The organism is Pseudomonas sp. JS425 (genome assembly GCF_018223845.1).
GTDB lineage: Bacteria > Pseudomonadota > Gammaproteobacteria > Pseudomonadales > Pseudomonadaceae > Aquipseudomonas > Aquipseudomonas asiatica.
The window spans coordinates 5,037,740-5,063,975 of the sequence record NZ_CP073661.1 but is presented as its reverse complement, the minus strand read 5'-3'; the positions used below and the strand labels follow the sequence as shown (position 1 = coordinate 5,063,975).

The following is a 26,236-nucleotide window of genomic DNA, read 5'->3' as shown; positions in this document are numbered from 1 at the left end:
CATGTGGGAGCGGCCTTGTGTCGCGAAAGGGGCGCAAGGCGCCCCCGGCAATCCTGAGGCATACGCAATGGCCAAGACCCGCAATAACCCCACCGCCTCACCCCCACCCACCCTCGGTGAAGGCTGCCTGGCCCGCTACGACCCCGAAGCCCTGGCCGACACCGATGGCACCGATTTCCCCGGCGCCGCCGAACTCTGGCAGCAGCTCAACCCGCCTGACGCCGCCAACGCTCCAGCAGCGGGCGCGCCAGCAGGCACACAAACACCGGCCCACCCGCCAGCAGATAAAAGTAGTAAGTGACCGCCCGCCATATCAGGATCGCCGCAGCAGCGGTCGAACTGCCTACCAGTGGCGTCAGCAGGCTGGCCGAAGTCAGCTCGGCGGCGCCGGCACCACCCGGCAACAGGCTGAACTGGCCAGCACTGAGCGACAGCATCTGCACCAGGAAGCTGGGGATCCACGCCAGGTCTACCCCCAACCCCCTCAATACCAGATACAACACGCTGTAGCGCAGGCCCCAGTGGGCGCAGGTCAGGGTGAACACCAAGGTCAGCGTACGCTTGGGCAGGCGCCAGGTCTGCGCCAGTGCATCGATGAAGCGTAGCAGTTTGCGTGCCCAGCGCCGCTTGCGCTGGCGGCTCATGCCCAGGCGGCGCAGCAACCTGCCGTTCACGCGCATCACCGTGCGCCGGTAGCGCAGCAGGCCGATCACCCCGGCCAGTGCCGTGCACAGCAGCAACGCGCTGCCCAGCAACATGCTTTCCTGGCTGCGGCCCAGGCTATGGAACAGTGCATAGCCGGCAATCGCCAGCATCGCGCAGAAAAAGAACACCAGATCGTTCAGCTGATCCATGGCAAACACCGCGCCGCTGCGCGCTGGGCCGATCCGGTCGCGTGCCAGCAGGGCCATCAGGGTCAAGGGGCCGCCGCTGCCGCCGGGGGTGGTACAGATGGCGAACTCGGTAGCCATCACCACACCCAGGCTGCGCAGGCGCCCAAGCCTTGCTCCTTGCTGGCCGAGCAGCAGGCGCAGGCGAATGGCGTTGATGACCCAGCACAGCAGGATCATGCCCAGTAGAGTCAGCATCAGGCTGGGGGCGAAGCGCTGCAGCCTCGGTAACAGCTCGCTGCCACCGAGCAGGGCTGGCACCAGCACGGCACTCAGCAGTGCCAGGGCCAGCCAGGCCAGGCGGTTCATACGCTGGCCTGGCGGTCGAGCCAGGTGGACTTGGTCAGCGGCTCGCGGCCCTGTGCCAGTAGCGTGTGCAAGGTGTTCAGCCAATAGTCGCGGGACACGCGATGGCGCATGTCCACCGGGTGCAGGCCCAGGCGCAGGGTCTGGGCGTCGCGCCAGCGCCGGCATTGCCAGTCGCACAGCACCCGTGACAGGCCACGGCGCCAGGCGCTGCGTGCACTCCAGACAAGCCCTGGGGCCTTGATCGCGGTGAAGTCCGGTAAACGATACAGGTGCTGTGGCGTGCTGGTGTAGCGCAGCGGCAGACGGCGCAGTGCCTGGCGGGTGCCTTCGCTCATCAGCCAGGCAGGCGCGACGAAGCCTGCCACTGGCCAGCCCTGCCGGGCGAACAGTGCCAGGCCGTGCTCCAGTCGTTGCAGGGCCTGCTGCTGGTCAAGGGCGTAGAATTCCCCTTCGTGGGTATAGATGCGGCGCATGAAGTATTCGCCGGGTGTGCGCGGTGGTGGCCCGCTGTCGGCATGGTAGAAGCCGTGCAGGGCAAGCTCGTCGCCCTGGGCCAGGCGCCGTTCGAGCAAGCGGCAGAAGGTAGGCGAGCGTTGCAGCGGGTTGCGGTGGTGAAAGTCCGGCACCACCAGCCAGGTCATTGGGATGCCGCCGATGGCGTCGACGGCCTGGACGAAAGGCTGGTAGTCGGGCCAGGTCTCGGGCGCGACATCGTGCAGCACCAGCATCAGGCTGCGCGATGCCGGTAGCGGCTCAGCCATGGGCACGTACCTGTGGCTGGTGACCGAGCACAGCCTGGTAGTGCTGCAGCAGGCCGGTGACCACGTTGTCCCACGAATAGTGCTGCTCGGCATGGCGACGGGCCTGTACCCCAAGCGTGCACACACCGGCTTCGAACGCCTCTTGTACGGCCGTCGCCATGGCTTGGCTATCGTTGGGGCGGCACAAGCGCCCGCACTGTTCGTTGACGATTTCGCCGAAAGCACCTGCGCGCACGGCCACTACCGGCGTGGCGCTGGCCATCGCTTCGAGAATGACCAGGCCGAAGGTTTCCTGGTCACCGGCATGCACCAGCAGGTCGGCGCTGGCCATCAGCCGGGCGACTTCCGGTGCCGGGCAGAAGTGATCGATCACACTGACGTTCCGCGGTACGTTGGCCGGCATGTTCGAACCCACCAACAGCAAGTGGTAGGGGGGGGCCAGGTGCTGCATGCAGTCGAGCAGCACCGGCAGGTTCTTTTCTCGCGAGCCACGGCCGGCGTAGATCAGCAGGCGACTGGTTTCGGCAATACCCAGTTCGGCACGCAGCTGCGGGTCGCGCTGGTTGGGGTGGAAGGTGGCCAGGTCGACGCCCAGGCGCTGCACGTGCACATCGCGCACGCCCAGGCGGCGCAACTTGTCGGCCATGACCTGGCTGGGGGCCAGGACCCGGTCGAAATTGCCGTACAGCTTGCTGACATAGGCCTCTACATTGGGGGTGAACCAGTTGCCCATGCGGTTGCTGACCAGCAGCGGCAGGTCGGAATGGTAGAAGCCGATTACCGGCACATCGAGCTTGCGCCGCGCTTCCAGCGCAGCCCAGGCGGTCAGGTAGGGGTCGCCGACTTCGATCAGGTCGGGCTTGAGCCTGCGCAGCACATTGCACCAAGGGGCCAGGCGTACCGGGAAGCGGTAGCCATTGCCGAACGGCAGCGGCGGTGCGGGCACCTGGTATATGCCATCGGCGTGCTGGGCGCTGGCACCGGGTATCAGCAAGCTGTGGCGGACGCCCTGGATGGCGTCGAGGCGGTGGTGTTTGGCATCAAGATAGGTACGTACGCCACCACTGGCGGGGGCGTAGAACATGGTGATGTCGGCGATGTGCACGATCAGCATCCCTCCGGGATCGTCTTCGGGTCTGTCATCCGGCGTTAACGGGCCGGCGATGACGCGCCTAAAGGTTGACCTATCAGAAGGATAGTTTGTTCGATCGGGGTTGGGTGGGGCGGGGGATCGGTGTGGGCTTCTTCGCGGGCTTGCCCGTTCCCACAGGGATTACACAGGCTTCAGGGTCTGTGCAGTTCCTGTGGTAACGGGCAAGCCTGCGAAGCAGGCGACGCGGATTGAGATCAGATGCGGAAGCTGCCCACCAGGTGCTTCAGGCGGCCGGCCTGCTGCTCCAGGTCGGAGCAGGCGCGCAGGGTGGCCTGCAGGTTTTCCACGCCCTCCTGGTTGAGCATGTTGATTTCGTTGATGTCCATGTTGATCGCTTCGACCACGGCGGTCTGCTCTTCGGTGGCGGTGGCTACCGACTGGTTCATGCCGTCGATCTCTCCGATGCGCACGGTAACGCTGTCCAGCCGTTCACCGGCCTGGTTGGCAATCTGCATGCTGTCCTGGCTGTGGCGCTGGCTCTGGTCCATGGTCTCGACCGATTCGCGCGCGCCGACCTGCAGTTCCTCGATCATGGTCTGCACCTGTTGCGCCGACTCCTGGGTGCGGTGCGCCAGGTTGCGTACTTCATCGGCGACAACCGCAAAACCACGCCCGGCTTCACCGGCGCGTGCCGCCTCGATGGCCGCGTTCAGCGCCAGCAGGTTGGTCTGCTGGGAAATGCTGGTGATCACCTCAAGGATCTGACCGATGTTGACGGTCTTGCTGTTCAGCGTCTCGATGTGCGCGCTGGAAGTGACGATCAGGTCGGACAGGCGGTTCATTGCTGCAATGTTGCGTTCCACCACCTGCTGTCCTTCTTCGGCCAGCAACCGCGCCGAACTGGCGTGCTGCGAGGCCTGGGCGGCGTTGCCGGCAATTTCCTGGGCGGCGGCGCCCAGTTCGTTGATGGCGGCGGCCACGCTGTTGGTGCGGTTGGACTGTTCGTCGGAGTTGGTCATCGACGAGTTCGAGGCACTGATGACCCGCAGGGCTACTTCGTTGACCTGCTCGGTGGCCGAGGACACTTCGCGGATTGAGCTGTGAATACGCTCGACGAAACGGTTGAAGGCGCTGCCCAAAATGCCGAATTCGTCATGGTTGTGGATACGCAGGCGCTTGGTCAGGTCGCCTTCACCTTCGGCGATGTCTTCCATGGCGCGGGTCATGGTGTGCAGCGGCTGCATCAGCACACGGATCAGCAGGCCGAGCAGGCCGATGATGATCACCACCGCCACCAGAGTGGCGATTACCGCCGAGGTGCGGAAGGTGCTCAGCATCGAGAAGGCTTTGTCCTTGTCCACCGACAGGCCGATGTACCAGTTGGCCGACGGCAGGCCGGTGATCGGGGTGAAGGTCAGCAGGCGGGCCTGGCCGTCGCTCTGCACTTCGGTCAACTCACCGCTCAGTTTCGGCGTGTGCTGCGGGAACAGGTCCGACAGCGACTTCATCACCAGGTCTTTGTCCGGGTGCACCAGGATCTTGCCTTGATCGTTGACCAGGAAGGCATAGCCCATGCCGCCGAAGTTCAGCGAGTTGATGATCTGCACCAGGCCGTCCAGGGCCAGGTCGCCACCGACGACACCGACACTGCCGGACACTTTGTTGATGATGCCGATGACCATCCTGTTGGTGGCCATGTCGATGTATGGCTCGGTCAGGATCGGGCCTGCGGCGTTCATGCCGTCCTTGTACCAGGGGCGGATGCGTGGGTCGTAGCCGTCTGGCATCTTCGTGTCAGGACGCACGCTGAAGCCACCGTCGACCTTGCCCACGTAAACTGTGAGAAAGCTCGAGATCAGTGCATTCTGGCTCATCAGGGTTTCTGCGCTGGCCGGGTTCTGGGCAATATTCTGCGCCAGGTTTTCCACCAGCTTGATACGGCCTTCGAACAGGTTGCGGATATTGGTCGAAGTGGAAGCGCCCATCTCAGCCAGATAGTTCTCGAGGTCCTCGCGGATCGCATTACGTTGGAGGTAATCGTTGTAGAGCGTGAAAAGGCTGAAGGCGAGTATCACGATCAGTGATGCTGCCAAAAGAATCTTGTGGCTGAAACGAAGGCTTTTGTTCATGGCGTAATCGGTTCCGCTAAGGTTTCATATCAGGCGTTTGCACGCGTGGGGTCGCAAAGCAGTGCAATATCCCGAAAAAGTCCCTTTTCGGTTGTTCCTCTCTATTAAGGCGAATATCACCCACAGGTATCGGCCGAATTACGGTAAAGCTTGAGCAGAGGATTTAAGAGATGTCGGAATTTTCGACCATCGTTGTAGGTGCTGGTCCGGATGGCCAGCCGGTTGGGCAAGCCATGAGGTTGGCCAACCGCCATGGCCTGGTTGCGGGCGCTACGGGTACTGGCAAGACCGTCACCCTGCAGCATCTGGCGGAAGCGTTCAGTGACGCCGGGGTTGCGGTGTTCGCCGCCGATGTCAAAGGCGACCTGTGCGGCCTGGGCGCTGCTGGTGCGCCGCAGGGGAAGGTGGCCGAGCGTATCGCCGGCATGCCCTGGCTGGGGCACAGGCCCCAGGCTTACCCGGTGAGCCTGTGGGACATTGCCGGGCAGTCCGGCCACCCGCTGCGTACCACCCTCAGTGAAATGGGGCCGCTGCTACTGGGCAACCTGCTGGAACTGACCGACAGCCAACAGGCGGCGCTTTACGCGGCGTTCAAGGTGGCCGACCGTGAAGGCCTGCTGCTGCTCGACCTCAAGGACCTCAAGGCGCTGCTCGCGCACCTGAAGGACAACCCGCAACTGCTGGGCGAAGACAGCGCGCTGATGACCACGGCCTCCACTCAGGCGCTGTTGCGCCGGTTGGCGACCCTGGAGCAGCAGGGCGCCGAGGCGTTGTTCGGTGAACCGGGGTTGCAGCTTGAGGACCTCCTGCGGCCAGACCCGGATGGCCGTGGGCGTATCCACCTGCTGGACGCCAGCCGGTTGGTTCACGATGCCCCCAAGGTGTACGCGACCTTCCTGTTGTGGCTACTGGCCGAGTTGTTCGAACAGTTGCCCGAGCGTGGTGATGCCGACAAGCCGGTGCTGGCGTTGTTCTTCGATGAAGCGCACTTGTTGTTCAACGATACACCCAAGGCATTGCAGGATCGTCTGGAGCAGGTGGTGCGGCTGATTCGTTCCAAGGGCGTGGGTGTGTACTTCGTCACCCAGTCGCCGGGAGACTTGCCAGATGCGGTGCTGGCCCAGTTGGGCTTGCGCATTCAGCATGGCTTGCGGGCGTTCACTGCCAAGGAGCAGAAGTCGCTGCGGGCGGTGGCTGATGGCTTCCGCCCCAACCCGGCGTTCGACACCTTGGCGGTGCTGACCGAACTGGGTATTGGCGAGGCGCTGGTGGGGACACTGGAAGAGAAGGGCACGCCAGCGATGGTGCAGCGTGTGCTGATTGCACCGCCGCAGTCGCGTATCGGGCCGTTGAGCGCGGCTGAGCGCAGTGTGCTGATTGCCAATTCGCCGCTGGCAGGGCGTTACGACAAGCCGGTGGACCGTGAGTCGGCGTATGAGATGCTGACCCAGCGCAAGGGCGAGCCGGTGGAGCCCGCGCCGCAACCCAAGGCGGATGAAGAAAGCTTTGCCGACAAGGCTGGTGAGTTCTTGCAAAGTGCGGCAGGGCAGGCCATCAAGTCGGCGGTGCGCCAGGCGGCCAACCAGTTGGGGCGGCAGTTGGTGCGAGGGTTGATGGGGTCGTTGCTGGGGGGCAAGAAAAGGTAGGTTGCCTGTACCGGCCCCTTCGCGGGTAAACCCGCTCCCACAGGTTCATCACAGATATCAAGAGCTGTGCATTACCTGTGGGAGCGGGTTTACCCGCGAAGAGGCCGGTACAGAAAAAAGGCGACCCGAAGGCCGCCTCTTTCAGAACCGTATCACTCAGCCAATGGCTTTGGACGCCAGCCAGAACAGGCCGGCCGCCAGGCCCATCGACGCAGGCAGGGTCAGTACCCAGGCCAGCAGGATGGTCTTCACGGTGCCGCCTTGCAGGCCGCTCTTGTTGGCGACCATGGTGCCGGCCACACCGGACGACAGCACGTGGGTGGTCGATACCGGCAGGGCGAAGAGGTTGGCCATGCCGATGGCACAAGCCGCGGTGATCTGTGCCGACATGCCCTGGGCATAGGTCATACCCTGCTTGCCGATCTTCTCGCCAACGGTCAGTACCACGCGCTTCCAGCCGACCATGGTACCCAGGCCCAGGGCCAGGGCGACGGCCACGATCACCCAGAACGGGGCGTACTCGGTAGTGGCAGTCAGGTCTTTGCGCAGTTTTTCCAGATCGGCCTTTTCACGGGCTTCCAGACCCGGCAGCTTGCCGACCTTCTTCGCCGTGTCGTCCAGGCACAGCAGGTAGCGGCGCACTTCGACACGCTTGTCGGCACTCAGGCTGTGGTAGTCGGTCACGCCCTGCAGCGAGGACTGCAGCGCGGCAATGGTCGGCTCGGTCTGCTGCGGGTTGCAGCTGAACTGCTCCGGCAGGTCGCTGGACTTGGCCTTGCCCAGGGCCAGGAACTCGCCCAGGGTGGCGGCGTTGCGCTGGTAGAACTGGCTCATGTGCAAGGTGGCGTCGCGGGTACGCTCGATCTGGTAGGTGGTGCTGTTCAGGTCGAGGACGAATTTGGCCGGGACGATACCGATCAGCACCAGCATGATCAGGCCGATGCCTTTCTGGCCGTCGTTGGAACCATGCACGAAGCTCACGCCCATGGCCGAAACCACCAGTACCAGGCGGTTCCAGAACGGTGGGTGCTTTTTGTCGTCGAGCTTGCGGCGCTGCTCGGGGGTCTTGTGCATCTTCGACAGCGGACGCCACCACTTGAGGCCGATCAGCACCATAGCGGCAACGGCGAAGCCGGCCATCGGCGAGACCACCAGCGACATGGCGATGTCGATTGCCTTCTGCCAGTTGACACCGTCGCCCAGCGGGATGTCGTTGATCAGGGCGTTGGCCAGGCCGACGCCGAGGATGGAGCCGATCAGCGTGTGCGAGCTGGAGGCGGGGATACCGAAGTACCAGGTGCCCAGGTTCCAGGTGATGGCCGCAGCCAGCAGCGAGAAGACCATGGCCAGGCCGTGTCCGGTGTTCACATTGATCAGCAACTCTACTGGCAGCAGGTGCACGATGGCATAGGCCACCCCGACACCGCCGAGCAGAACGCCAAGGAAGTTGAACACGCCGGAGAAGAACACGGCGAGGTGCGGCGGCATGGCTTTGGTATAGATGACGGTAGCTACCGCGTTGGCGGTGTCATGAAAGCCATTGATGAACTCGAAGGCGAGCACGAAGGTCAAGGCGAGCAGCAGGCTCACCAACACCCAGGCATCCAGTCCGCTGAATAATTCGATCATGAAGGTTGTCTGGCGATCTTAGGGGGGCGGGATTATGCCAGAAAACGTTGGCAATCGATGCATTTGCGACAGACCGACGGCAATCTTCCTTACGCGAGCGTGATGTGCACGGTGCAACGTGCCGGCAGGGAAATATCCGCTAAAGCGCGTAAAAGCTGGCGAAAACCGGCAAAAAGCTGGATAAAAAGCCGCTTCGCTTCTTTTCAAACGGGCGTATGAAATTTGTGTAATTCCATTTCACCTTCGGCCGGACAGTAAAGATCGACCGCGCCCGGGCTGGCCGGGCGACGACGCGCTGGCGTGGTCCCGGGTCAGGGAGTGTCGCTGCGCAGTTCCTTTTCCATACGTTCCAGTTCCTGGCTGAAGGCCTGGTCGCGCACGCTGGCGCGCTTGCGCCAAGGTTTGCGTTCCGGATCCGGTTGTGCGGCGTAAGTGGTGACTTCGCCACCATAAACATCCTTGTAACGTTCAGCCTGGCGCTCGAGTTCCGCGCGCAGTTCATCTTTCGTCACAGTAGTACCTGAATTAAGTTTGATGACAGTTGTTATGCGTTGTGCAGCGTGCACATGCCTTGCTGGCAGCAACGGTTTGATACAGCGGAAGGTTCCATTGCCACGGCATCGTCGAGGCCTGCGCAATCGATTATAGCAATCGATATTCGCCGAACATCGTAATTTACCCAACCCTGACATCACAAGACGCAAGTAATGGAATGCATTCGATGACAGTTTGGGCCTTTCGTACAAGTTTGAAAGGCAATACGGACAAAAGTTCGTTGCAGTGCAGCAGCGGGACCGTCGAGCGGGAGGGTAATGAAAAACGGCCTCGCCAAAAGGCGAGGCCGTTGCCTGGGGACTTCTACGGTGGGTACCTGACCAGTCTCTCCAAAGAAGCCACAAGTGGCATGAGAAAGGTATAAGTAAAAGTGTCAGCGGTCAATTGCGATTATCGGCCGTTTGTTCGATAATCGCACGAGTGGGCGTTTTTTTTGAGGTGTGCGATGAGTGACGAAACCTTGGCCAGCGATTCCGTCAATCCAGAGTCGGTCAACCTGGAGCAGGGGCGACCTGCCTCGGCAGCCCTGGCACCGCCGATCGTGGCGTCACCGGCCAAGCGCATCCAGGCCTTTACCGGCGACCCGGACTTCATGACCTCCCTGGCGCGAGGCCTGGCAGTCATCCAGGCCTTTCAGGAACGCAAGCGTCACCTGACCATCGCCCAGATCAGCCACCGCACCGAAATCCCCCGTGCTGCGGTACGCCGTTGCCTGCACACGTTGATGAAGCTGGGTTACGCCACCACCGACGGGCGCACCTATTCGCTGTTGCCCAAAGTGCTGACGCTGGGGCATGCGTACCTGTCGTCGACGCCGCTGGCGATTTCCGCCCAGCCTTACCTGGACCGCATCAGCGACCAGCTGCACGAGGCGGCCAACATGGCCACGCTCGAAGGTGACGACATCCTTTATATAGCCCGTTCGGCGACCGTGGAGCGGTTGATTTCGGTCGACCTGTCGGTGGGCGGGCGCCTGCCGGCCTATTGCACATCGATGGGGCGCATCCTGTTGGCGGCCATGGACGACACCAGCCTGCGTGAATACCTGGAGCGTGCCGACCTGAAGGCGCGTACCAGCCGTACCTTGCACGACCCCGAGTCGCTGTTCGCCTGTATCCAGCAGGTGCGTGCCCAGGGCTGGTGCGTGGTAGACCAGGAGCTGGAGCAGGGGCTGCGCTCGATTGCGGTGCCGGTGTATGACGCCTCGGGGCAGGTGCTGGCGGCATTGAATGTGAGTACCCATGTCGGGCGGGTGACGCGCAGTGAGCTGGAGCAGCGGTTCTTGCCGATCCTGCTCGCAGCCAGCCGGGACCTTTGCCATCAGTTGTTTGGCTGAGCCCCGCAGGGCGCACAGCGCGCCACTTTCAAATTTAGAACAGGAAAAACCCTTTCCTGTGCGATAAACGCACAGTGTCGTTCGCGGTGAATTGCGCCGCCTCCGCCCGCTGATTAATGTCTCTCGCAACGGTCGGCTGTGCCGACCGAACAAGAAAAACATAAGAGGCACTTAACATGAATACTGTCCCCTCGCTGCCGCGGCCGCACCCGCGCGCAGTACCGTTATATCCAGGCTGACGCCGGCCGCATTCCCCCAAATCATCGTCCTCTGTACCGTTTGATCGCGTGCAGTGGGCTGGCTGTGCCCCTCATTCTGGAAAACAATAATGAATCAAGCGCAAACCAACGTCGGCAATAGCCTCGACGTCCAGTCGTTCATCAATCAGCAGCCGCTGTCCCGCTACCAATGGCGGGTGGTGTTGCTGTGCTTCCTGATCGTCTTCCTCGATGGCCTGGACACCGCCGCCATGGGCTTCATCGCCCCGGCCCTTTCGCAGGAGTGGGGGATAGACCGCGCCAGCCTCGGCCCGGTCATGAGTGCTGCATTGATCGGTATGGTTTTCGGTGCCCTCGGCTCCGGCCCGCTGGCGGACCGTTTTGGCCGCAAGGGCGTGCTGGTGGGCGCAGTGCTGGTATTCGGTGGCTTCAGCCTGGCCTCGGCCTACGCCACCAACGTCGATCAGTTGCTGGTGTTGCGCTTCCTGACTGGCCTGGGCCTTGGTGCAGGCATGCCCAACGCCACCACGCTATTGTCTGAATATACCCCCGAGCGCCTCAAGTCGCTGTTGGTGACCAGCATGTTCTGCGGCTTCAACCTGGGCATGGCCGGCGGTGGTTTCATTTCCGCCAAGATGATCCCGGCCTACGGCTGGCACAGTCTGCTGGTGATCGGTGGCGTGCTGCCGTTGCTGCTGGCGCTGGTGCTGATGGTGTGGCTGCCGGAGTCAGCGCGGTTCCTGGTGGTGCGCAACCGGGGGACTGACAAGGTGCGCAAGACCTTGTCGCCCATCGCGCCACAGGTGGTGGCCGAGGCGGGCAGCTTCAGCGTGCCGGAGCAAAAGGCAGTGGCTGCGCGCAACGTGTTTGCGCTGATCTTCTCCGGTACCTACGGCATGGGCACCATGCTGTTGTGGCTGACCTATTTCATGGGCCTTGTGATCGTCTATCTGCTGACCAGCTGGTTGCCAACCTTGATGCGCGACAGCGGCGCGAGCATGGAACAGGCTGCCTTCATCGGCGCACTGTTCCAGTTCGGTGGCGTGCTGAGCGCCGTCGGTGTGGGTTGGGCCATGGACCGCTTCAATCCGCACAAGGTGATCGGCATTTTCTACCTGCTGGCCGGGGTGTTCGCCTACGCCGTGGGGCAGAGCCTGGGCAACATCACCGTATTGGCCACGCTGGTGCTGGTTGCCGGCATGTGCGTGAACGGCGCCCAATCGGCGATGCCTTCGCTGGCGGCGCGCTTCTATCCGACACAGGGCCGCGCCACAGGGGTATCGTGGATGCTGGGTATCGGCCGCTTCGGTGCGATTCTCGGGGCCTGGAGTGGTGCGACGCTGCTGGGGCTGGGCTGGAACTTCGAACAGGTGCTGACGGCGTTGCTGGTGCCGGCGGGGCTGGCGACCGTGGGTGTGATCGTGAAAGGGCTGGTGAGCCACGCTGACGCTACCTGACGCAATGAGGCCAGTACAGGCAGTGAGGGGAGATAGGTAGGGATGCAATAATTGGTTCGATAATCGCACAAATAGTCGATTATCGGATTGTAAGCCACCCACCAGTCTCCTTAATCTGAGCTCACCGAAGCACCCTGACCAGGAGTCTCCAAATGGCTGCAATTCTCCCGCTTCACGAAGCCGTGAAGCAGTTCATCCAGGATGGCGATACCGTCGCCCTCGAAGGTTTCACCCACCTGATCCCGACTGCCGCCGGCCACGAGATCATCCGTCAGGGCAAGCGCGACCTGACCCTGGTGCGCATGACTCCGGACCTGATCTACGACCAGCTGATCGGCGCCGGCTGCGCCAGCAAGCTGATCTTCTCCTGGGGTGGTAACCCAGGTGTCGGTTCGCTGCACCGCCTGCGTGATGCTGTCGAGAAGCAGTGGCCACACGCCATCGAAATCGAAGAACACAGCCATGCTGACCTGGCAAACGCCTATGTCGCCGGTGCTTCTGGCCTGCCGTTCGCCGTGCTGCGTGCCTACGCCGGCTCCGACCTGCCGAAGGTCAACCCGCTGATCAAGAGCGTCACCTGCCCGTTCACCGGGGAAGTGCTGGCAGCTGTGCCGTCGGTGCGCCCGGATGTGACCGTGATCCACGCGCAAAAGGCCGACCGCAAAGGCAATGTGCTGCTGTGGGGCATCCTCGGCGTGCAGAAGGAAGCCGCCCTGGCCGCCAAGCGCTGCATCGTCACCGTCGAGGAAATCGTCGACGACCTGCAGGCCCCGATGAACGCCTGTGTGCTGCCGACCTGGGCCCTGAGCGCGGTATGCCTGGTACCTGGCGGTGCGCACCCGTCCTATGCCCACGGCTACTACGAGCGTGACAACCGCTTCTACCAGGCCTGGGACCCGATCGCGCGTAGCCGCGAATCGTTCACCGCCTGGATCGACACCTACATCCGTGGCACTGCCGATTTCAACGAATTCAAGGCCAAGCTGGCCAGCACTGCGGAGGCCGCACAATGAGCTACTCCACTTCCGAAATGATGACCGTCGCTGCAGCCCGTCGCCTGCGCAACGGTGCTGTGTGCTTCGTCGGCATCGGCCTGCCGTCCAAGGCTGCCAACCTGGCGCGCCTGACATCTTCGCCAGACGTGGTGCTGATCTACGAATCCGGCCCGATCGGCGCCAAGCCAAGCGTGCTGCCGCTGTCTATCGGCGACGGCGAGCTGGCCGAAACCGCTGACACCGTGGTGCCGACCGGCGAGATCTTCCGCTACTGGCTGCAAGGTGGGCGCATCGACGTCGGCTTCCTCGGCGCCGCCCAGGTCGACCGCTTCGGCAACATCAACACTACCGTCGTCGGTGATTACCACGCCCCGAAAACCCGCCTGCCAGGTGCTGGTGGCGCACCGGAAATCGCTGGTTCCGCCAAGCAGGTACTGATCATCCTTAAGCAGTCGCCGCGTGCCTTTGTCGACAAGCTGGACTTCATCACCTCGGTTGGCCACGGTGAAGGCGGCGACTCGCGCAAACGCCTGGGCCTGCCAGGCGACGGCCCGGTCGGCATTATCACCGACCTGTGCATCATGGAGCCGGAAGCCGGGACCCACGAATTCGTCGTCACTGCGATCCACCCGGGTGTGACCCGCGAACAGATCATCGCCGCCACTGGCTGGGCGATCCGCTTTGCCGACGATGTGCAGACCACCGCCGAACCGACCGAAGTCGAGCTGTCCGCCCTGCGTGACCTCGAAGCCCGTACCGCCGCGGCCCATGGCCAGGTCGCAGGAGAAGCCTGATGCGCGACGTATTCATCTGTGACGCCATTCGCACCCCGATCGGCCGCTTCGGTGGCGCCCTGGCCGGCGTGCGGGCCGACGACCTGGCCGCCGTGCCACTGAAGGCGCTGATCGAGCGCAACCCGACCGTGCAGTGGGATCAGGTTGACGAAGTGTTCTTCGGCTGCGCCAACCAGGCTGGTGAAGACAACCGCAACGTGGCACGCATGGCGCTGCTGCTGGCCGGCCTGCCGGAGAGCATTCCGGGTGTCACCTTGAACCGCCTGTGCGCGTCGGGCATGGATGCCATTGGCACTGCCTTCCGCGCCATTGCCAGCGGCGAAATGGAGCTGGCGATTGCCGGCGGCGTCGAGTCGATGTCGCGTGCCCCGTTCGTCATGGGCAAGGCCGAAAGCGGCTATTCGCGCAACATGAAGCTCGAAGACACCACCATCGGCTGGCGTTTCATCAACCCGCTGATGAAGAGCCAGTACGGTGTGGACTCCATGCCGGAAACCGCCGACAACGTGGCTGACGATTACCAGGTTTCGCGTGCCGACCAGGACGCCTTCGCCCTGCGCAGCCAGCAGAAGGCAGCTGCGGCCCAGGCCGCCGGCTTCTTCGCCGAAGAGATCGTGCCGGTGCGAATCGCGCACAAGAAGGGCGAGACCATCGTCGAGCGTGATGAACACCTGCGCCCGGAAACCACGCTGGAAGCCTTGACCAAGCTCAAGCCGGTCAACGGCCCGGACAAGACCGTCACCGCCGGCAATGCCTCGGGCGTGAACGACGGTGCCGCGGCGTTGATCCTGGCTTCGGCCGAGGCTGTGAAGAAACACGGCCTGACCCCACGTGCCCGCGTACTGGGCATGGCCAGCGCCGGTGTTGCACCGCGAGTGATGGGCATTGGTCCGGTGCCGGCAGTGCGCAAGCTGACCGAGCGCCTGGGTGTGGCGGTGAATGATTTCGATGTGATCGAGCTCAACGAAGCCTTTGCCAGCCAAGGTCTGGCGGTGCTGCGTGAGCTGGGTGTGGCCGACGATGCACCGCAGGTGAACCCCAACGGCGGTGCCATCGCCCTGGGCCACCCGCTGGGCATGAGCGGTGCGCGGCTGGTGCTGACTGCGCTTCACCAGCTGGAGAAGAGCGGTGGGCGTAAAGGCCTGGCGACCATGTGTGTGGGCGTAGGCCAAGGTTTGGCGCTGGCCATCGAGCGGGTTTGACTTGTACCGGCCTCTTCGCGGGTGAACCCGCTCCCACAGGGAACCACGCATCCCCTGTGGGAGCGGGTTTACCCGCGAAGAGGCCGGCACATGCGACTCAAGGCCAGTTGCCAGCCAGATAGCGGAACGAGTGTGTTACCAGGTGTGTCTAGAATTACCTGCGACCCTCCAGGAGTAAACTCACCATGACCTCAACCTATTACACCGGCGAAGAACGCAGCAAACGCATCTTCGCTATCGTTGGTGCCTCTTCGGGCAACCTGGTGGAATGGTTCGACTTCTACGTCTATGCCTTCTGCGCGATCTACTTTGCCCCGGCTTTCTTCCCCTCCGACGACCCCACCGTGCAGTTGTTGAACACGGCAGGCGTGTTCGCCGCGGGCTTTCTGATGCGCCCCATCGGTGGCTGGATCTTCGGCCGCCTCGCTGACCGCCATGGTCGCAAGAATTCCCTGATGATCTCGGTGCTGATGATGTGCTTCGGCTCGCTGATGATCGCCTGCCTGCCCACCTATGCCAGCATCGGCACCTGGGCCCCGGCGCTGCTATTGCTGGCCCGGTTGATCCAGGGCCTGTCGGTAGGCGGCGAGTACGGCACCACTGCCACTTACATGAGTGAAGTAGCCCTGCGCGGCCAGCGCGGTTTCTTCGCCTCGTTCCAGTACGTGACCCTGATCGGCGGCCAGTTGCTGGCGGTGCTGGTGGTGGTGATCCTGCAGCAGCTGCTCACCGAAGAAGAGCTGCGCGCCTGGGGCTGGCGCATTCCGTTCGTGGTCGGTGCCATTGCCGCACTGATCTCGCTGATGCTGCGCCGCTCGCTGCATGAGACCAGCAGCGCCGAAACCCGCCAGGACAAGGACGCCGGCACCATCAAGGGCCTGTTCCGCGACCACGCGGCGGCCTTCATCACCGTGCTTGGCTATACCGCGGGCGGTTCGCTGATCTTCTACACCTTCACCACCTACATGCAGAAGTACCTGGTCAACACCGCTGGCATGACCGCGAAAAATGCCAGCTACGTGATGACCGGCGCGCTGTTCCTGTTCATGGTGCTGCAGCCGTTCTTCGGCATGCTCTCCGACCGCATCGGCCGGCGTAACTCGATGATGCTGTTCGGTGCCCTGGGTACGCTGTTCACCGTGCCGTTGCTGATGGCGCTGAAGACCGTGAGCAGCCCTTTCATGGCCTTCGTGCTGATTTCCCTGGCGTTGTGTATCGTCAGTTTCTACACCTCGATCAGCGGCCTGGTGAAGGCCGAGATGTTCCCGCCGCAGGTGCGCGCACTGGGTGTGGGCCTGGCCTATGCAGTGGCAAACGCGGCGTTCGGCGGTTCGGCCGAGTACGTGGCCCTGGGCCTGAAGACCTTGGGCATGGAAAACACTTTCTACTGGTACGTGACGGCGATGATGGCGATTGCCTTCCTGTTCAGCCTGCGCCTGCCGAAGCAGGCCGCGTACCTGCACCACGATAATTAAGGACGTGGCATGACCAACCTACTGTTCGACGCCTACTTCACCGCACCGGCCATGCGCGAGATCTTCTCCGACCGTGGCCGCCTGCAGGGCATGCTCGATTTCGAAGCGGCGCTGGCGCGGGCCGAGGCGGCTGCCGGGCTGGTCCCGCATAGCGCGGTAGCGGCCATCGAGGCGGCGTGCCACGCCGAGCGCTATGACGTTGGCGCGCTGGCCAATGCCATCGCCACTGCTGGCAACTCGGCGATCCCGCTGGTGAAGGCGTTGGGCAAGGTGATTGCCAGTGGCGTGCCCGAAGCCGAGCGCTATGTGCACCTGGGCGCCACCAGCCAGGACGCGATGGACACTGGCCTGGTCCTGCAGCTGCGTGCTGCCCTCGACCTGATCGAAGCCGACCTCGGCAAGCTGGCCGATACCCTGTCGCGTCAGGCCTTGCAGCACGCCGACACGCCGCTGGTGGGGCGCACCTGGCTGCAGCACGCCACCCCCGTGACCCTGGGCATGAAACTGGCCGGTGTGCTGGGCGCCTTGACCCGTCATCGCCAGCGCTTGCAGGAGCTGCGCCCACGCTTGCTGGTGCTGCAGTTCGGCGGCGCCTCGGGTAGCCTGGCGGCGTTGGGCAGCAAGGCGATGCCGGTGGCCGAAGCCCTGGCCGAGCAGCTCAAGCTGACCCTGCCCGAGCAGCCCTGGCACACCCAGCGCGACCGCCTGGTGGAGTTTGCCTCGGTACTAGGCCTGGTCGCTGGTAGCCTGGGCAAGTTCGGCCGCGATGTCAGCTTGCTGATGCAGACCGAGGCGGGGGAACTGTTCGAGCCTTCCGCGCCGGGCAAGGGTGGGTCTTCGACCATGCCGCACAAGCGCAACCCTGTCGGCGCCGCGGTGCTGATCGGCGCCGCGACCCGCGTGCCGGGGCTGGTTTCGACGCTGTTCGCCGCCATGCCCCAGGAGCATGAGCGCAGCCTCGGCCTGTGGCATGCCGAATGGGAAACCCTACCGGACATCTGCTGCCTGGTCTCTGGTGCGCTGCGCCAGGCCCAGGTGATTGCCGAGGGCATGGAAGTGGATGCCGCGCGCATGCGCCGTAACCTCGACCTGACCCAGGGCCTGGTGCTGGCCGAAGCGGTGAGCATCGTCCTCGCCCAGCGCCTGGGCCGCGACCACGCCCATCACCTGCTGGAACAGTGCTGCCAGCGCGCTGTGGCCGAACAGCGCCACCTGCGCACCGTGCTGGGTGAAGAGCCGCAGGTCAGTGCCGAACTGTCCGCCGAAGAACTCGATCGCTTGCTCGACCCTGCCCATTACCTGGGCCAGGCCCGCGTCTGGGTGGCGCGCGCCGTGTCCGAACATCAACGTTTCACTGCCTGAAGGAGACCGCTGTGGCGCACTTGCAACTGGCCGATGGCGTTTTGAATTACCAGATCGATGGCCCGGAAAACGCCCCGGTGCTGGTCCTGTCCAACTCGCTGGGCACCGACCTGGGCATGTGGGACACACAGATACCACTGTGGAGCCAGCACTTGCGCGTGCTGCGCTACGACACCCGTGGCCACGGTGGGTCGCTGGTCACTGAAGGCCCCTACAGCATCGATCAGCTGGGCCGTGACGTGCTGGCCCTGCTCGATGGCCTGGATATCGCCAAGGCGCACTTCGTCGGCCTGTCGATGGGCGGCTTGATCGGCCAGTGGCTGGGCATCAACGCAGGCGAGCGCCTGCACAGCCTGACCCTGTGCAATACCGCCGCCAAGATCGCCAACGACGAGGTGTGGAACACACGTATCGACACCGTGCTCAAGGGCGGCCAGCAGGCCATGGTCGACCTGCGCGATGCCTCCATCGCCCGCTGGTTCACCCCGGGCTTCGCCCAGGCCCAGCCAGCGCAGGCCCAGCGCATCTGCCAGATGCTGGCGCAAACCAGCCCGCAAGGTTATGCCGGCAACTGCGCGGCGGTGCGTGATGCCGATTACCGCGAGCAACTGGGCCGTATCCAGGTGCCGGCGCTGATCGTTGCTGGTACCGAGGACGTGGTGACCACTCCGGAGCACGGCCGCTTCATGCAGGCCGGTATCGCGGGTGCCGAGTACGTCGACTTCCCGGCGGCGCACCTGTCCAACGTCGAGATCGGCGAGGCGTTCAGCCGCCGAGTGCTCGCCTTCCTGCAGGCTCACTGAGGATACCGCCATGGACGAGAAACAACGTTACGACGCCGGCATGCAAGTACGCCGCGCAGTGCTTGGCGATGCCCACGTGGACCGCAGCCTGGAGAAGCTCAACGACTTCAACGGCGAGTTCCAGGAGATGATCACCCGCCACGCCTGGGGTGACATCTGGACTCGCCCTGGCCTGCCGCGCCATACCCGTAGCCTGATCACCATCGCCATGCTGATTGGCATGAACCGCAACGACGAGCTGAAGCTGCACCTGCGCGCGGCGGCCAACAACGGCGTGACCCGCGACGAAATCAAGGAAGTGCTGATGCAGAGCGCGATCTATTGCGGCATTCCGGCGGCCAATGCCACCTTCCACATGGCTGAGTCGGTGTGGGATGAGCTGGGTGTGGAGTCGCGTACCTGACCACTACGCGGTCCCTTGTAGGAGCGGCCTTGCGTCGCGATGGGCCGCGCAGCGGCCCCTAGGCTTCAGCTTCGCAGCCAATATTGCCGGGGCCGCTTCGCAGCCCTATCGCGACACAAGGCCGCTCCTACATAGAGCGCGCCACCACGGGCCCGGCGTTGGCCTCGACGGCGCGTTTCAGGGCCGGGCACAGGCCGAGCATGAATGCCGCTTCTGCCACCACGAACAACGGCCCGATGATCAACCCGCTGACATCGTCGACAAACGCCGGCTTGCGGCCTTCGTAGTAATGGCCGACGAACTGGATGATCCAGCCCACCACGAACGCCCCCAGCCCGGTGCCGAGCCACAGCGCTGTCGTCTGCATCGCCAGCACCTGGCCGACCCACAGGCATAGCCCAAGCAACAACCCCATCACCAGGCCGAAGCGCAGATCCAGGCGCAGGTAGAACCAGACCGAGGCCGCCGCCGCCGGCAGGGCAGGGGACAGCCACATGCCGGCTACCTCCCAGCCAGGGCGCGACAGCAGGATAGTGACCGCCAGCACGATCATCGGGATGCCGACGAAGTGGGTGGCGATGTTGCGTGGGTCGCGGTGGTAGCTGGCGTATTGGCTCAGGTGGTCGACGAGGGTTTTCATTGTTTTGCCTCCCTGGTTGCCTGATCGAGGTGTATTGCCTGTTCCGGCCTCTTCGCGGGTAAACCCGCTCCCACAGGGTCACCACAACTCCTGAGGGCTGCGCTGGACCTGTGGGAGCGGGTTTACCCGCGAAAGGGCCGGTACAGGCGACCGATATAGCTCAGGATAGCCCGCCCCCGCCACCATCATCAGCTCAGCGAATGGCAGCAGCCCGCACTGGTATATCCAGGCGCCGGGCATGTTGCAGCACCACCAGGCCTTCTGGGGTGGGCGGCAGGGCTTTGCTGGCGCGGTCGACCAGGGGGCAGCCGCGAAGAATTCAAAGCAGATTCAGCGGGTAACTCACGATCAACCGGTTCTCATCGAACGAGTTGGTGCTGAAGTCCCGGCGCATGGTGGAGTTGCGCCACTTCACCGACAGGTCCTTGAAGCTGCCCGACTGCACCACATAGGCCAATTCGGTTTCCCGCGCCCATTCCTTGCCATCGTCCACGCCGCCTGCGGTGACGTTGTCACCCTTGATGTAGCGGTTCATCAGGGTCAGGCCTGGCACGCCGACGGTGGCGAAGTTGAAGTCATGGCGCACCTGCCAGGAGCGCTCCTTGGCGTTGTCGAAGCTGGAGTTGTAGCTGTCGTTTGCCAGGGTGCCGCCACTGGTGCCGTTCACCCGCATCCAGGCGTCGTCGCCGCTGACTTTCTGCAGGCCGACGTAGAAGGTGTGGCCCTGGTAGCGCGCGGAGAGCATGGCCGAGGCCGTGCGGTTGTCCAGTTCGCCGGCGCGTTCGGCGCCGTCTTCCTTGCCGATGAAGTAGCCCAGGTTGGCGCCCAGGGTCCAGTCGCCCAAGGGTTGGCTGTGCACCAGGTTGAGGTACTGCTGGCGGTAGATATCCTTGAGCTGGGCATTCCACAGGCCGATCATGGTGCGCTTGTCGTTGAAGGTGTATTCGCCGCCGCCAAAGTTGAAACGGTCGGAGGTGAACGCTGCCTTGCCGTTCATCGACATGTCTTCCATGCTGGCGTCGTTGCGCGGGCTGTTGCCGCGGAACTGGCCGGCGTACAGGGTCAGGCCGGCGATTTCCTTCGAGGTCAGCTGGCCGCCGCGGAAGGTCTGCGGCAGCGAGCGGCCATCGTCCGAGCGCAGGATCGGCAGTACCGGCATCCACTCGCCCACTTTCAGCTCGGTTTCGGACAGCTTGGCTTTCAGTGCCACGCCCAGGCGGCCGAAGTCATCGGCGGGGCGGCCATCGTCGTGCACCGGCAGCAGGTGGGTATTGGTGGTGCCTTTGCCGCCATCGAGCTTGACCGAATATAGGCCCAGTACGTCCACGCCGAAACCGACGGTGCCCTGGGTAAAGCCGGAGCGGGCGTCGAGGATGAAGCTCTGCGTCCACTCTTCGGCCTTGGCCTGCGGATGGGCCGGGTCGACGAAGTTGCGGTTGATGTAGAAGTTTCGCAGGTTGAGGGTGGCCTTCGCGTCCTCCAGGAAACCACCTTGGTCGGCGGCGAACACTGGGAGTGCGCAGGACATGGCCAACAGGCCGGGCAGCAGCTGGCGTGCGGGTTGCAATCTGTCGTGGATCTCTTGTTTTTATGGGCGAGCCGGTACGCTGCAGGATGCGGCCTGCAGGTGCGGGTCTTTTGGGATGAACCGGGGCAACGTTGCGTGGGAGGATGTTGCGGGGTGTGGCGGGGGTGAGGCAATTCGCCACAAGCGGAAGCGGGCGATAATCGAACGGAATGTTCTGGTTGGTTAATTGTTCTCCTGCACTGGCCTCTTCGCGGGTAAACCCGCACCCACAGGTACTGCACAGCCTTCAGCATTTATGCAAAACATTGTGGGAGCGGGTTTACCCGCGAAGAGGCCTGTACAGGCAACCGACAAACAAAAAGCCCACCGTTAAAGGTGGGCTCTTTGCTGTAACAGGGCTGATCAGCTCTTCGGTGCTTCCACAGCTGCCTGCTGGTTGTTGGCCTGCCCGGTCTGCTCGTACCAGCCACCGCCAAGCGCCTTGTACAGGTTGACCTCGCTGGTCAGCTGCGACAAGCGGTCGCCGATCAGTGCCTGCTGGGCGCTGAACAGGTTGCGCTGGGCGTCGAGGAAGGTCAGGTTGCTGTCGATACCGATGCGATAGCGGCGTTCGGCCAGGCGGTAGTAGTCCTGGTTCGCCTGCACCAGGTCGCGTTGCGCCTGCAGCTGCTCTTCGAAGGTCTTGCGCGCCGCCAGGCCATCGGAGACTTCCTGGAAAGCGGTCTGGATGGTCTTTTCGTACTTGGCGACGTTGATGTCCTTCTGAATCTTCGAGTAGTCCAGGCTGGCCTTCAGGCTGCCGGCGTTGAAGATCGGCAGGTTTATCTGCGGCTGGAACAGCCAGGTGCCCTGGCCGCCCGAGAACAGGTGGCCCATGTCGGGGCTCAGACTGCCGGCATTGGCGGTCAGGCTGATGCTCGGGAAGAACGCTGCGCGGGCCGCGCCAATGTTGGCATTGGCGGCCTTGAGCAGATGCTCGGCTTCCTGGATGTCCGGGCGACGCTGGAGGATGTCCGACGGCAGGCCGGCCGGTACTTCGGCCAGTTGGTCGGCATTGAGCTCCAGCGGCTTGGCCAGGTCGGCGGGAATGCCGGTGCCCAGCAGCACGGTCAGGCTGTTGACGTCCTGGGCGACCAGGCGCTGGTACTGCGAGTACTTGACCCGGGCGCCTTCCACGGCGGTACGCGCCTGGCTGACGTCCAGCGCCGAGGCTACGCCGACTTCGTTGCTGCGGCGGGTGAGGTTGTAGCTTTCCTCGTAGGTCTTCAGCGTTTCTTCGGTCAGCTTGAACAGCGCCTGGTCGGCCTGCCAGGTGTAGTAGGCGTTGGCCACGCTGGCCACCAGGCTGATCTGCGTGGAGCGACGCGCCTGCTCGCTGGACAAGTAGGTTTCCAGGGCCTGCTCGGTCAGGCTGCGCACGCGGCCGAACAGGTCCAGCTCATAGGCGCTGACGCCCAGGGTGGCCGAGTACTGGCTGGTGATGCCCGCTTCGCCCGTCTGCGACATGTTCGCCGGTACGCGCTGGCGGCTGCCGCTACCGTTGGCCGAAACCGCAGGGAACAGGTCGGCACGCTGGATGCGGTACTGCGCACGGTAGGCGTCGATGTTCAACGCGGCAACGCGCAGGTCGCGGTTGTTCACCAGCGCGGTCTGGATCAGCTGCTGCAGGGCCGGGTCGTGGAAGAACTGACGCCAGCCCTGTTCGGCGGCGGCAACCTCCGCCGACTGCGTCGGCGAGTAAGCCGGGCCTTGCGGCCACTGCGCAGCCACCGGCGATTCCGGGGTCTGGTAGTCAGGGATCAGCGAGCAGCCGCCAAGAATGAAAGCGGTTACTGCCAGGGACAACAAAGACTTGGTCATTGCCCAGCCTCATAACGTGGAGTTTCAGGGGTGACGTCTTTTTCCGGCTCTTTGCTGCCGAACAGTGACGACACTGCGACGAAGAACAGTGGTACCCAGAAGATAGCCAGCACGGTCGCACTGATCATGCCGCCGATCACACCAGTACCGATGGCGTGCTGGCTGCCGGCGCCGGCGCCGCTGGCGATAGTCAACGGTACCACGCCGAGGATGAACGCCAGCGAGGTCATGATGATCGGGCGCAGACGCATGCGGCACGCCTCGATCGCCGCGTCGTACAGGCTGCGGCCTTGTTCGTGCAGTTCCTTGGCGAACTCGACGATCAGAATGGCGTTTTTCGCCGCCAGGCCGATGGTGGTCAACAGGCCGACCAGGAAGTATACGTCGTTGGACAACCCGCGCATGCTGGTGGCGATCAGGGCACCGATGATACCCAGCGGTACTACCAGTACCACGGCGATCGGGATCGACCAGCTTTCGTACAGGGCTGCCAGGCACAGGAACACGAACAGTACCGAGAGGGCGAACAGTGCCGGCATCTGCGAACCGGAGAGTTTTTCCTCGTAGGACATGCCGGTCCAGGAGAAGCCGATGCCGCTTGGCAATTCGCCAGCAATGCGCTCGACCTCGGCCATGGCTTCACCGGTACTGTAGCCCGGGGCCGGAGCACCGAGGATTTCCATTGCCTCGACGCCGTTGTAACGCGACAGCTTCGGCGAACCGTAGGTCCATTCGCCCTTGGCGAAGGAGGAGAACGGCACCATTTCGCCGGCGCCATTGCGCACGTACCACTTCTGCAGGTCTTCCGGGCTCATCCGCGCGTTCGGCTCGCCCTGGATGTACACCTTCTTGACCCGGCCACGGTCGATGAAGTCGTTGACGTAGCTGGCACCCAAGGCAATCGACAGGGTGTTGTTGATGTCAGCGATGGTCACGCCCAGGGCGCTGGCACGCTCGTCATCAATGGTCAGCTGGTACTGCGGCTCGTCGTTCAGGCCGTTCGGGCGCACGGCGCTGAGGATCTTGCTCTGCGCGGCCTTGGCCAGGAACTGGTTGCGCGCTTCCATCAGCTTGGCATGGCCGACACCGCCGCGGTCCTGCAGGAACACGTCGAAGCCGGTGGCGTTACCCAGTTCGAGCACCGCAGGCGGGGCAAAGGCGAACACCATCGCATCGCGGAAGGTGAAGAAGTGCTGCTGGGCACGCTGGGCAAGGGCGAACACGCTGTTTTCCTTGGAGCGTTCATCCCACGGCTTGAGCATGATGAATGCCATACCCGAGCTCTGGCCACGGCCGGCGAAGTTGAAGCCGTTGACGGTGAAAACCGAAGCCACGGTGTCGGCCTCTTCGCTGAGCAGGTACTCACGCATCTGGTCGACCACCACTTGGGTGCGCTCGGCACTGGAGCCGGCCGGGGTCTGTACCTGGGCAAACAATACGCCCTGGTCTTCTTCCGGCAGGAACGCGGTAGGGATGCGGGCGAACAGCCAGATCATGCCGACCACGATCAGCGCGTAGGCCAGCAGGAACGGTACCTTGTTGCGCAGGATGGTGCCCACGCTGCGCTCGTAGCCGGTTACGCTGCGGTCGAAGTTGCGGTTGAACCAGCCAAAGAAGCCACGCTTGGCCACATGGTGCTCGCCCTTCTTCAGCGGCTTGAGCATGGTGGCGCACAGGGCCGGGGTGAAGATGAGCGCCACCAGCACCGACAGGCCCATGGCCGAGACGATGGTGATGGAGAACTGCCGATAGATCACACCCGTGGAGCCGCCGAAGAACGCCATGGGCAGCAGTACTGCCGACAGCACCAGGGCGATACCCACCAGGGCACCCTGGATCTGCTCCATCGAGCGCTTGGTCGCTTCCTTGGGCGGCAAGCCTTCCTCGGACATCACCCGCTCGACGTTCTCCACCACGACGATGGCGTCGTCCACCAGCAAGCCGATGGCCAGGACCATGGCGAACATGGTCAGGGTGTTGATGCTGAAGCCGGCAGCGGCAAGGATGCCGAAGGTACCCAGCAACACAACCGGTACGGTCATGGTGGTGATGATGGTGGCGCGGAAGTTCTGCAGGAACAGGTACATCACCAGGAACACCAGGACCACGGCTTCGATCAGGGTGTGGATAACGCCACTGATCGATTCGGTGACCACCGGGGTGGTGTCATACGGGAATACCGCTTTCACCCCAGGCGGGAAGAACGGTTCCAGGTCGGCGATGGTCTGGCGCAGGGCCTTGGCGGTGTCCAGGGCGTTGGCACCGGTAGCCAGTTTAACTGCCAGGCCGGAGGCCGGCTTGCCGTTGAACTGGGCGCTGACGGCATAGTTTTCACCACCCAGGCCAACCTGGGCGACATCACCCAGACGCACCTGCGAACCGTCGCTGTTGACCTTGAGCAGGATCTTCTCGAACTGCTCGGCAGTCTGCAGGCGGGTCTTGCCGATGATGGTGGCGTTCAGCTGGGTACCCGGCATGGCCGGCAGGCCACCGAGCTGGCCGGAGGATACCTGCACGTTCTGCGCGGCCACGGCGGTCTTGACGTCGACCGGGGTCAGCTGGAACTTGTTCAGCTTGGCCGGATCGAGCCAGATACGCATGGCGTACTGCGCACCGAACACCTGGAAGTCACCCACACCCGCGGTACGCGAGATCGGGTCCTGCATGTTGGAGACGATGTAGTTGGCCAGGTCGTCCTTGGTCATGCTGCCGTCTTCGGACACCAGGCCGATCACCAGCAGGAAGTTCTTCACTGCCTTGGTGACGCGGATACCTTGCTGCTGCACTTCCTGCGGCAGCAGCGGGGTGGCCAGGTTCAGCTTGTTCTGCACCTGCACCTGCGCGGTGTCTGGGTTGGTGCCCTGCTCGAAGGTGGCGGTAATGGTCATGCTGCCGTCGGAGTTACTTTCCGACGACACATAACGCAGGTTGTCGATACCGTTGAGCTGCTGCTCGATCACCTGTACCACGGTGTCCTGCACGGTTTGCGCCGAGGCGCCCGGGTAGGTCACGGCGATGGCGATGGCCGGCGGCGCGATGCTGGGGTACTGGTTGATCGGCAGCTTCAGGATCGACAAGGCGCCGACCAGCATGATCACCAAGGCGATCACCCAGGCGAAGATCGGGCGATCGATAAAGAACTTCGACATGG

General features: G+C 63.5%; 20 protein-coding genes and 1 pseudogene. 10 read left to right on the top strand and 11 right to left on the bottom strand.

Annotation, left to right across the window (positions count from 1 at the left end):
* Positions 1 to 206: 206 nt before the first annotated feature.
* The 4 genes from KDB76_RS23315 to KDB76_RS23300 all read right to left on the bottom strand — a co-directional run bounded on the left by KDB76_RS23315 (position 207) and on the right by KDB76_RS23300 (position 5,182).
* Positions 207 to 1,199 (bottom strand): lysylphosphatidylglycerol synthase transmembrane domain-containing protein, encoded by a 993-nt coding sequence (locus KDB76_RS23315; protein WP_013974054.1) that lies wholly within the window; start codon positions 1,197 to 1,199, stop codon positions 207 to 209.
* Entirely contained in the window at positions 1,196 to 1,960 is a 765-nt protein-coding gene (locus KDB76_RS23310) for a DUF2334 domain-containing protein (protein ID WP_013974053.1), read from the bottom strand. Before KDB76_RS23310 ends, KDB76_RS23315 begins: the two co-directional genes overlap by 4 nt.
* Complete coding sequence (locus KDB76_RS23305) at positions 1,953 to 3,074, bottom strand: glycosyltransferase family 1 protein (protein ID WP_038410119.1); 1,122 nt, start codon at positions 3,072 to 3,074, stop codon at positions 1,953 to 1,955. The genes KDB76_RS23310 and KDB76_RS23305 overlap by 8 nt, the downstream gene beginning before the upstream one ends.
* Positions 3,075 to 3,307: 233 nt before the next feature.
* Complete coding sequence (locus KDB76_RS23300; protein WP_013974051.1) at positions 3,308 to 5,182, bottom strand: methyl-accepting chemotaxis protein; 1,875 nt, start codon at positions 5,180 to 5,182, stop codon at positions 3,308 to 3,310.
* Between the two features lie 170 nt (positions 5,183 to 5,352).
* Between KDB76_RS23300 and KDB76_RS23295 the strand changes: the two genes are divergently transcribed.
* Positions 5,353 to 6,828 (top strand): helicase HerA-like domain-containing protein, encoded by a 1,476-nt coding sequence (locus KDB76_RS23295; RefSeq protein WP_013974050.1) that lies wholly within the window; start codon positions 5,353 to 5,355, stop codon positions 6,826 to 6,828.
* Between the two features lie 156 nt (positions 6,829 to 6,984).
* Here KDB76_RS23295 and KDB76_RS23290 read toward each other — a convergent pair whose 3' ends face one another.
* Positions 6,985 to 8,457, bottom strand: coding sequence for an inorganic phosphate transporter (locus KDB76_RS23290; protein WP_038410118.1), 1,473 nt, complete (start codon positions 8,455 to 8,457; stop codon positions 6,985 to 6,987).
* Positions 8,458 to 8,768: 311 nt separating this feature from the next.
* Positions 8,769 to 8,969: a hypothetical protein gene (locus KDB76_RS23285; protein ID WP_003259583.1), complete on the bottom strand. Its 201-nt coding sequence runs from the start codon at positions 8,967 to 8,969 to the stop codon at positions 8,769 to 8,771.
* A gap of 488 nt (positions 8,970 to 9,457) precedes the next feature.
* Between KDB76_RS23285 and pcaR the strand changes: the two genes are divergently transcribed.
* The 9 genes from pcaR (at position 9,458) to pcaC (ending at position 19,057) form a co-directional block, all read left to right on the top strand.
* The gene (pcaR, locus tag KDB76_RS23280) at positions 9,458 to 10,348 is read left to right on the top strand and encodes a pca regulon transcriptional regulator PcaR (RefSeq protein ID WP_024087693.1); all 891 of its coding nucleotides are present in this window, start codon (positions 9,458 to 9,460) and stop codon (positions 10,346 to 10,348) included.
* Between the two features lie 328 nt (positions 10,349 to 10,676).
* A complete protein-coding gene (locus KDB76_RS23275; RefSeq protein WP_023660978.1) occupies positions 10,677 to 12,023 on the top strand; it encodes an MFS transporter in 1,347 nt (448 codons plus the stop codon).
* A gap of 152 nt (positions 12,024 to 12,175) precedes the next feature.
* A complete protein-coding gene (locus KDB76_RS23270; RefSeq protein WP_015271654.1) occupies positions 12,176 to 13,036 on the top strand; it encodes a CoA transferase subunit A in 861 nt (286 codons plus the stop codon).
* Positions 13,033 to 13,812 (top strand): CoA-transferase subunit beta, encoded by a 780-nt coding sequence (locus KDB76_RS23265; protein WP_015271653.1) that lies wholly within the window; start codon positions 13,033 to 13,035, stop codon positions 13,810 to 13,812. The genes KDB76_RS23270 and KDB76_RS23265 overlap by 4 nt, the downstream gene beginning before the upstream one ends.
* The gene (gene pcaF, locus KDB76_RS23260) at positions 13,809 to 15,014 is read left to right on the top strand and encodes a 3-oxoadipyl-CoA thiolase (protein ID WP_169774743.1); all 1,206 of its coding nucleotides are present in this window, start codon (positions 13,809 to 13,811) and stop codon (positions 15,012 to 15,014) included. Before KDB76_RS23265 ends, pcaF begins: the two co-directional genes overlap by 4 nt.
* Positions 15,015 to 15,199: 185 nt before the next feature.
* Positions 15,200 to 16,489: an MFS family transporter gene (locus KDB76_RS23255; RefSeq protein ID WP_013974043.1), complete on the top strand. Its 1,290-nt coding sequence runs from the start codon at positions 15,200 to 15,202 to the stop codon at positions 16,487 to 16,489.
* A gap of 9 nt (positions 16,490 to 16,498) precedes the next feature.
* Entirely contained in the window at positions 16,499 to 17,851 is a 1,353-nt protein-coding gene (locus KDB76_RS23250) for a 3-carboxy-cis,cis-muconate cycloisomerase (protein ID WP_024087692.1), read from the top strand.
* 11 nt (positions 17,852 to 17,862) lie between these two features.
* Complete coding sequence (pcaD, locus tag KDB76_RS23245) at positions 17,863 to 18,654, top strand: 3-oxoadipate enol-lactonase (RefSeq protein ID WP_013974041.1); 792 nt, start codon at positions 17,863 to 17,865, stop codon at positions 18,652 to 18,654.
* Positions 18,655 to 18,664: 10 nt separating this feature from the next.
* Positions 18,665 to 19,057: a 4-carboxymuconolactone decarboxylase gene (gene pcaC, locus KDB76_RS23240; RefSeq protein WP_013974040.1), complete on the top strand. Its 393-nt coding sequence runs from the start codon at positions 18,665 to 18,667 to the stop codon at positions 19,055 to 19,057.
* A 127-nt stretch (positions 19,058 to 19,184) separates the two neighbouring features.
* Here the strand turns inward: pcaC and KDB76_RS23235 are convergent, their stop codons facing one another.
* The 5 genes and pseudogenes from KDB76_RS23235 to ttgB form a co-directional block, all read right to left on the bottom strand.
* The gene (locus tag KDB76_RS23235; RefSeq protein ID WP_013974039.1) at positions 19,185 to 19,697 is read right to left on the bottom strand and encodes an Mpo1-like protein; all 513 of its coding nucleotides are present in this window, start codon (positions 19,695 to 19,697) and stop codon (positions 19,185 to 19,187) included.
* A gap of 235 nt (positions 19,698 to 19,932) precedes the next feature.
* A pseudogene (locus tag KDB76_RS29955) lies at positions 19,933 to 20,007 on the bottom strand (hypothetical protein); the annotation flags it as partial.
* A gap of 9 nt (positions 20,008 to 20,016) precedes the next feature.
* A complete protein-coding gene (locus KDB76_RS23230) occupies positions 20,017 to 21,225 on the bottom strand; it encodes an OprD family porin (RefSeq protein ID WP_049870856.1) in 1,209 nt (402 codons plus the stop codon).
* 402 nt (positions 21,226 to 21,627) lie between these two features.
* Positions 21,628 to 23,085 (bottom strand): AdeC/AdeK/OprM family multidrug efflux complex outer membrane factor, encoded by a 1,458-nt coding sequence (locus KDB76_RS23225; RefSeq protein ID WP_013974037.1) that lies wholly within the window; start codon positions 23,083 to 23,085, stop codon positions 21,628 to 21,630.
* The gene (ttgB, locus tag KDB76_RS23220; protein WP_013974036.1) at positions 23,082 to 26,234 is read right to left on the bottom strand and encodes a multidrug efflux RND transporter permease subunit TtgB; all 3,153 of its coding nucleotides are present in this window, start codon (positions 26,232 to 26,234) and stop codon (positions 23,082 to 23,084) included. Before ttgB ends, KDB76_RS23225 begins: the two co-directional genes overlap by 4 nt.
* Between the last annotated feature and the right edge of the window lie 2 nt (positions 26,235 to 26,236).